Annotated in this window: 9 protein-coding genes; all 9 read right to left on the minus strand. The window is 35.3% G+C overall.

Going from position 1 to position 6,467, the window contains the following annotated elements; all coding sequences use genetic code 11:
• Positions 1 to 118: 118 nt before the first annotated feature.
• Positions 119 to 571, minus strand: a complete 453-nt coding sequence (locus DS742_RS15215; RefSeq protein ID WP_117417827.1) for a DUF3788 family protein — start codon at positions 569 to 571, stop codon at positions 119 to 121.
• A gap of 194 nt (positions 572 to 765) precedes the next feature.
• Positions 766 to 1,182: an IS66 family transposase gene (locus tag DS742_RS15220; protein WP_341457640.1), complete on the minus strand. Its 417-nt coding sequence runs from the start codon at positions 1,180 to 1,182 to the stop codon at positions 766 to 768.
• Position 1,183: 1 nt separating this feature from the next.
• Positions 1,184 to 1,462: a hypothetical protein gene (locus DS742_RS15225; protein ID WP_117417829.1), complete on the minus strand. Its 279-nt coding sequence runs from the start codon at positions 1,460 to 1,462 to the stop codon at positions 1,184 to 1,186.
• Positions 1,463 to 2,071: 609 nt separating this feature from the next.
• Positions 2,072 to 2,629 (minus strand): hypothetical protein, encoded by a 558-nt coding sequence (locus tag DS742_RS15230; RefSeq protein WP_117417830.1) that lies wholly within the window; start codon positions 2,627 to 2,629, stop codon positions 2,072 to 2,074.
• Positions 2,630 to 3,107: 478 nt separating this feature from the next.
• Entirely contained in the window at positions 3,108 to 3,527 is a 420-nt protein-coding gene (locus tag DS742_RS15235; protein WP_147325805.1) for a hypothetical protein, read from the minus strand.
• Between the two features lie 340 nt (positions 3,528 to 3,867).
• Positions 3,868 to 4,647, minus strand: a complete 780-nt coding sequence (locus DS742_RS15240) for a zf-HC2 domain-containing protein (protein ID WP_117417832.1) — start codon at positions 4,645 to 4,647, stop codon at positions 3,868 to 3,870.
• The gene (locus tag DS742_RS15245; protein WP_117417833.1) at positions 4,644 to 5,129 is read right to left on the minus strand and encodes an RNA polymerase sigma factor; all 486 of its coding nucleotides are present in this window, start codon (positions 5,127 to 5,129) and stop codon (positions 4,644 to 4,646) included. The genes DS742_RS15240 and DS742_RS15245 overlap by 4 nt, the downstream gene beginning before the upstream one ends.
• 185 nt (positions 5,130 to 5,314) lie before the next feature.
• Positions 5,315 to 5,629 (minus strand): hypothetical protein, encoded by a 315-nt coding sequence (locus DS742_RS15250; protein WP_117417834.1) that lies wholly within the window; start codon positions 5,627 to 5,629, stop codon positions 5,315 to 5,317.
• Between the two features lie 579 nt (positions 5,630 to 6,208).
• The coding region (locus tag DS742_RS29235; RefSeq protein WP_205692765.1) for a hypothetical protein at positions 6,209 to 6,467 on the minus strand (259 nt) is incomplete at its 5' end.

Raw genomic sequence — 6,467 nt, forward strand, 5'->3', positions numbered from 1 at the left:
GTTCCGATTTCCCCACATCACATTTTGGCATCCCTCACATGGTTTGGCGTGTTCTGCATAATCCCATGTCATTTTATGTTCCTCCACAAATTCTTATTTTGCTAATTCTACATAAAACTTATTTTATTGTTTTCCTAAAATCAATAAGCGTATAAATATCATCAAATACCTTATCTGAATGTACATCAAAAACTAATGGAAAAAACTTCAATTTCCCCATTTGCTTTGAATTTCCTATCACTTCTTTCACTTCATCGTCAAGTGAAAGTTTCAGCGCATCTGCACGGGCTTTCTCCGGGATATAGATACTTACTTTGAAAAATCCGTCCCAGATAGAAAGCCAAAATGCAGTCATCTCTTTTTGCGTTCCTCGAATGGTTGTCCACTTATGCAATGCTTTTCCAAGCCAAGCCTTACCATCCTTGTAATAACGCCAATCCACCTCTATATCATGGCTTTTAAGTTTCTCAATAAACTTTATATAGGTACTGTTTGTTGTACCAAGCGCCTCTGCAATAGCCTCACTTGTCGGTTCTATATTTGGTTCCCGTAATAATTGCTGCTCGTTCATAATTTATCACCCTCAAATTCTGTATTACTAAACATTTATTTTCAGGAATATCGTAAATATCTTACCAGGTCTAAAATAGTTTTTTATCATTTAAAATGTTGATTCCCAATTCTTTTGCAAGGCTACCCTGTTTAAATGTAAGCGCTACATAAAGAAGCGTATTGATTATTACGAATTTTTCACCTCTGAAAAATTTAAATAGTACCATTATTCAAGCCACAGGATTTTTGCATTGCTTCTGACCAAGGCATCAGTTCTTCCAGGATACTATCGGGCTCATTTTTGTAGTCCAGCATCTTAGTCATAACTGTTTCCAGATAGAGACGTATGTTTAATCCATTCGCTTTGGCTGTTTCTGCAAGCGTGTAAACAATTGCACTTGCTTTGGCACCTTTTACAGTGTCGTGAAAGAGGAAGTTTACCATAACATATGATTTTACGGCCCTTTCAGCTGCGTTATTACTAATGGAGCATCTTCCGTCAAGAAGGTAATTCTCCATATATGATCTTTGATTTTGGGCATAGTTAATTGCCCTGGCAAGCATTGATCCGCCAAGGGCATTTATCCCATTCGTCCACTTCCAGAATGCATCAAGTACCGGTCGCTCCAGTTCATGACGACATCAATGTATCTTGTCCACAATGCTTTCCACCGACCTTAGAATCATGTCCATTTCCTTTTCTTACTGTTCCACCACTTTTTCTTATAAAATCAGCAACTTTATCAAAAACAGAAAATTCCAGTTTCTGTTTTGGCAATGCTGAGTCAGAATAAATATATTTATCATCCTGACTCATATGAAAATCGTGCTTATTACCAAGTAATGTAGTTACTGTAAAAATGCCACCATGTTCCTTCATCATTCTATATACTGCATCTGATGCTTTCATCGTATATACCCCCTAAACTCTTTTTCTTAATTATATCAAATTAACAGGATACATACAATTATCAGCGACCTTAAAATGAATCAAAATCCGACTGTGTAGCCAATGTCCGATACCCTTTAAAATCATCATTCCTACTCTCCGCGTGCATGTTATTCAAACCAATTTCTCGTGGACATGTACATTATTAAATTCTATATATAAAAAAGTTGCCTACTCTATTTTAGAGCAAACAACTTTTTATTTTTTCTACTTAACAGCAATCCTATTTATTTAACCTTTTACTCAAAAATATAGGACTTTTATTATTAGTATCAATTTTCGCGGATTTGTTCACACAATCCGGCGAAACGCAATACTTTTTGGCAAAAGCACTTCGCATAAAATCAAGCTTTTCTGGAAAAAAGACAAACCGTAAAAAAAAAATTATAATGCATATTTTCCTTTTTTTATAGAACAATAATAAAAAAGGAGGCATTACTATGGCAGTAACTGATAAAATTGCTCTGTGGACTTAAGAGGTGGCCCCAATCCGCTTACCTGCTTATTAATATATTTGTTCATCCAATACTTCTTTTGCTAAATCTAAAAAACTGTATCCCATTTTTCCACCTATCGCATCAAAATCAGATTTCCATTTAAGTCAATCTCATAGTAATTTCCATTCCAATCATTAAGCTTTATTTTATCATCTTCCAGTTCAAAAGGACACCTTTCATTTTGGCTTACAAAAATATCTCCTCCCGAAAAAGCCCATACCTTTTCAAACTGTTCATTTAACCGGGTAATCTCTATCTCCCCATAAATGATATAGTAATTGGATTTCCGGTAGATTCCAAAATTACATCCAAAGGTGTCCAGAACCTTATGCAGAACTAAGCGATTGGAGGAGAAATCAATTTGAGTTATCATATTATTTTGAAGAACCGTCAAGATATCCCCTTCCAGTATAGCACAGTCACTGTCATAACAGTAAAGTCCACCTATCAGAGCCATAATTTTCGTTTGTTCTTGCATTACCACTTCAATACAGAATGTTTTTGAATAATCATTATGCTTCATATTATCAGGATTAAATACTAAATCATATGGTTTATTATCCGCCGAGTCAACCGTATATGTTGTGTCTACTGCTATATTTACGATATATTTATCATTTTCTAAATGCATATCCCACCCTCACAATATTAAGTACCTTACGGCGAAACTTCAACTTTCAACTTTTTAGCGTTACCCCATCCCCATTTAAAAATCAATCTCGCTAAACAGATTTATCAAAAAACACAGTATCATTTATCCGGCAAAGCTTTGCAAATCCGCATAAAATCAAGGTTTTCTAGATAGCAAACAAACGGTTTCCACGTTCCTGTGAACAGAACTTTTATACTACATGGCAGAAGTAATCCGATGGATTCTTTGGCAGAGTAAGATTCTTACCCACCTATCAATTAATGGCAAAACCAGCTGCTCGATCTTACAAACTGAGAGTTGTCCTGACTTTTTTTCGATAGGCTGAGCAAGGGATAGATTCATTGAACCTCTTCTTTGCTATCACAGCAGTCATATAGTTCTTTCCATTGAAAAAGGACTGGGTAGCCAGTCCCCTTTCAGTTAAAATACAACCGTTTACCAATAATATTGTTGAATGTTAACTCTTGTTTCCTTTATAATTGCATGATACACTTACGCTGTATGTCGCCCAACCGCCAAGATTTCTATTTACTCGACAACTATATTTAGCTGTCGCTTTTGAAGTTCCATCACCAGAAGTGGTTGTTCCGTAGTCTTCTACATCACTTACCCCACCACCTTGATTATATGATCCTGATTCATCAAATACATACACTGTCCTTTCTGCGCTATCATATTCAAATCTGGCACTTACTTCTACTGACCCTGTAGCCCCATAGCTTTTAGTTTTAGTATATTTTTTTGATTTAGACGCTCTTAATAAAGCAGCATTATGCTCTATATAAGTTCTTTCCACATAAGGTGTACCATCTTCTTCAGTACCCCAAACTTCAGAAATAAGACTTCCTTTTGAGAAATCTGGTCCTTTATCCTCCATTCGGAGCTGTGCCATGGCTGCATTACTTGCCATTGGCACATTAGTTATGGCGAGTGAATTATCAGCCATTGCCTGTGGAGCAGTTACCGTACTGACAGTTAATGTCATTAAAAATAATGTAGTCCATTTTTAATTTTTCTCATACTTAATCCCCTTTATCTATAGTCTTGTAAATTAATAGGTTACAATTATATTATAAACTATTAATCTAAATACTCAATTGAATTTCGTCGACATAATCCGACATACATAATTTAAAACTATGTATACTTAAATCAGAACTGGAGCAGGTTTCAAATTAGCTCTGCATTATAACTTCTTGGTTAAATTTAGAAGCCAATTAATTAACTCCTTTCCATACTAACGTGCCCTTTTCTTTCTGCATGTCAAATTCCTCATCAGAAAGCTTTTCAAGTCTATCCAAATTTCTGACCGGTAAATAATAAATCTCTATCATCTGCGGCTTGTAGTCCACAGTTTCGTATCCATCACCATATATGTCTGATCCTGTACTACTACCGCTTTCACTATAAGCTGCAAGGTCAGAGTCAAAGAACAGGCTGGTCCACAACGTTTTAGCGTAGCAGTAGTAAATAACCCTTACATTCTCTCCATTTCGATTGACCTCCCTGCCTGTTGAACTTTCAGAAATATGAGAAATCCCCCTATAAACTCTTTCAACCACATTAATTATATCACCAGAATCCTTTTGCTTGACATCCACAGCCTTTGAAGTATCCAATTTCTCCCATATAACTCTACCTTTTTCATTGGTTATAACCACAGAAGGACATAATTCCACAGACATGCGGTTGATGTCAAAGGGGAGTGGTATTTGATAATTCTTTGCAAAGACAATTAAACCGCACAATACGATGATACAAGTCAAAAGGGCAACCATAATATTCTTATGTATCATTTTTGCTTTTAACCGTTTAAGAAAATTGATATTTTTATCTTCATTCGGTATTTCTCCGGGGATAACTATTGACATTTCTTCATAAACCGTCCTGCAATTGTCGCAATTATCAAGATGTTTTTTTATTTCTGTATTTGTTTCTTCACTTGTTAAACCGTCAATGTAATTAGATAACAGATCTTTTACAATGGAACATTTCATTTAAGTCTCTCCATTTCCTTAATTATTTTTTGTTTAGATCGATAGTACGTGGTACGTGCCCAATTTTCGTTCTTACCTAAAATCTCGCCGATCTCTGCGAATGAAAACTCACCCGTCAAACGCATATGTACCAACTCGCGCATTGGCTCCGGCAATGCGTGAATCGCCTTATATAAGGTTGTTTTTTCCATTCGAAGCACTGTGGATATTTCCGGTGATTCATAGCTCGGCACTTCGTCCGTAAACTCAATCTGCTTCCATCGAGAGCGCTTAGCCAGCCATTGATACCAAATGTGCTTAGCTATTTGACAAAGCCATACTACCAACTTACAACTCCCGTCATAATTGCCTATGGTTCTCATAGCACGAAAGAAAGTCTCTTGTGTTAGGTCTTCTGCCAAATCTTCGTTATGAGTTAGACTAAGCAAGTATTTATACACCGCCTTTGCATGCTGATTGTATGCCCTCTCAATTTCATCCAAGGTAGCTTCCTCCAGTCTTTCTTATTTTCATCCATATATCCGATAAAGTGAAACTTCGTTACAAAAAAATTTATAATATTATAAAAATAACCAATTTTTCAAATGTACGTTCATCTACAGCAAACAATTTTTTTTAATTTTATAACTTAATTCTATATGTGTAACATCCCCACGACCAATTGAAATCATAAGCTTAAAAGCATTAATGACCATACTATATATCGTCTAAAATTTATTGGTGATTCTCTAAACTGTATAATTTCTCTTAGTTTATATCCATAATATTTTTTGTCCAATACACCTGAAATTATTGCAATAAAAGAAAAACTCAAAATAGAAATAGTTATTATAGCTGAATAAATGTAATCCATGTATGACTCAGTAACAAGGACATAGTATCGTCCCGTAATATTAACGCCAGTGTCCATTATCAATCCAATAATAATTAGCAAAACTGTAATAATATTTCGTTTATTAAATTCTAATATTCTTTTTTCCATCTCTTTAAATTCTCCAATATTTTCTTAGATAATTATATTTTATCACATTCCATCATCCTTTACTATTAAAAGAGAAGTCAACCAAATTTCTGAAAATGGCTAGCTTCTTCCTCACATACCTCCATAAAATCCATGAATTGTTTCCAGTCACTTGCAATGGTATCTGCCTTCATGGTTACGCATTCCACTTACCAGCCCGAATCTCCGACTTTAACTGGAGAAACTTTTTCCGATTCGGATTTATACCGGACTTTACTTCAAAAAATAGGACCTTTACCATTTGTATCAATATTCGGCGATTTGTCACAATATCCGGCGAAACTCAATACATTTTGGCAAAAGCCCTATTTTAACATTTTGGCATTACCCCAGCCCCACCTGAGATTCGGTCACACCAAACAATTTTTTACAAAAACACAACTCCATTTTTCTCAAACAATCCCGCAAGTCCGCATAAAATCAAGCTTTTCTCTCCAGCAGACAAACTGTCTCAACGTTCCTGTCGACGGAAGTTTGATACTACATGGCGAAACTACAATGCTGTTTTTACTAGGTGAGGTAAAGATTTACCCCACCTAGTTACCAGACTTTGTTCCATTTCGATTCTTGTCTAATTTCTGTTTCAAAAATTGAGCGAAAAATTGAAGGCTTGAATGAAAACCGAGAATCCCAATTAGTAAAAGGTGAAAGATTTGAAGCAATAACTACTTTTCTTAATGAAATAAGTGTTTTAAATAAAGCAAAAAAAGTTGTACTTAAAAATACATTTAACGGAAAAATTGAAGGTGATTTCAAAATGTGAAACTCGATTACAAAACGGGAAGCTCGGAATGCAATT

The sequence above is a fragment of the Lacrimispora amygdalina genome (assembly GCF_003432035.1).
Classification (GTDB): Bacteria; Bacillota; Clostridia; order Lachnospirales; family Lachnospiraceae; genus Lacrimispora; species Lacrimispora amygdalina.

Excerpts from the sequence above, each read along its gene's own strand:
- DS742_RS15215 (WP_117417827.1), bottom strand. The coding sequence starts at position 571 with ATGAACGAGCAGCAATTATTACGGGAACCAAATATAGAACCGACAAGT.
- DS742_RS15225 (WP_117417829.1), bottom strand. The coding sequence starts at position 1,462 with ATGAAAGCATCAGATGCAGTATATAGAATGATGAAGGAACATGGTGGC.
- DS742_RS15230 (WP_117417830.1), bottom strand. The coding sequence starts at position 2,629 with ATGCATTTAGAAAATGATAAATATATCGTAAATATAGCAGTAGACACA.
- DS742_RS15235 (WP_147325805.1), bottom strand. The coding sequence starts at position 3,527 with ATGGAGGATAAAGGACCAGATTTCTCAAAAGGAAGTCTTATTTCTGAA.
- DS742_RS15240 (WP_117417832.1), bottom strand. The coding sequence starts at position 4,647 with ATGAAATGTTCCATTGTAAAAGATCTGTTATCTAATTACATTGACGGT.
- DS742_RS15250 (WP_117417834.1), bottom strand. The coding sequence starts at position 5,629 with ATGGAAAAAAGAATATTAGAATTTAATAAACGAAATATTATTACAGTT.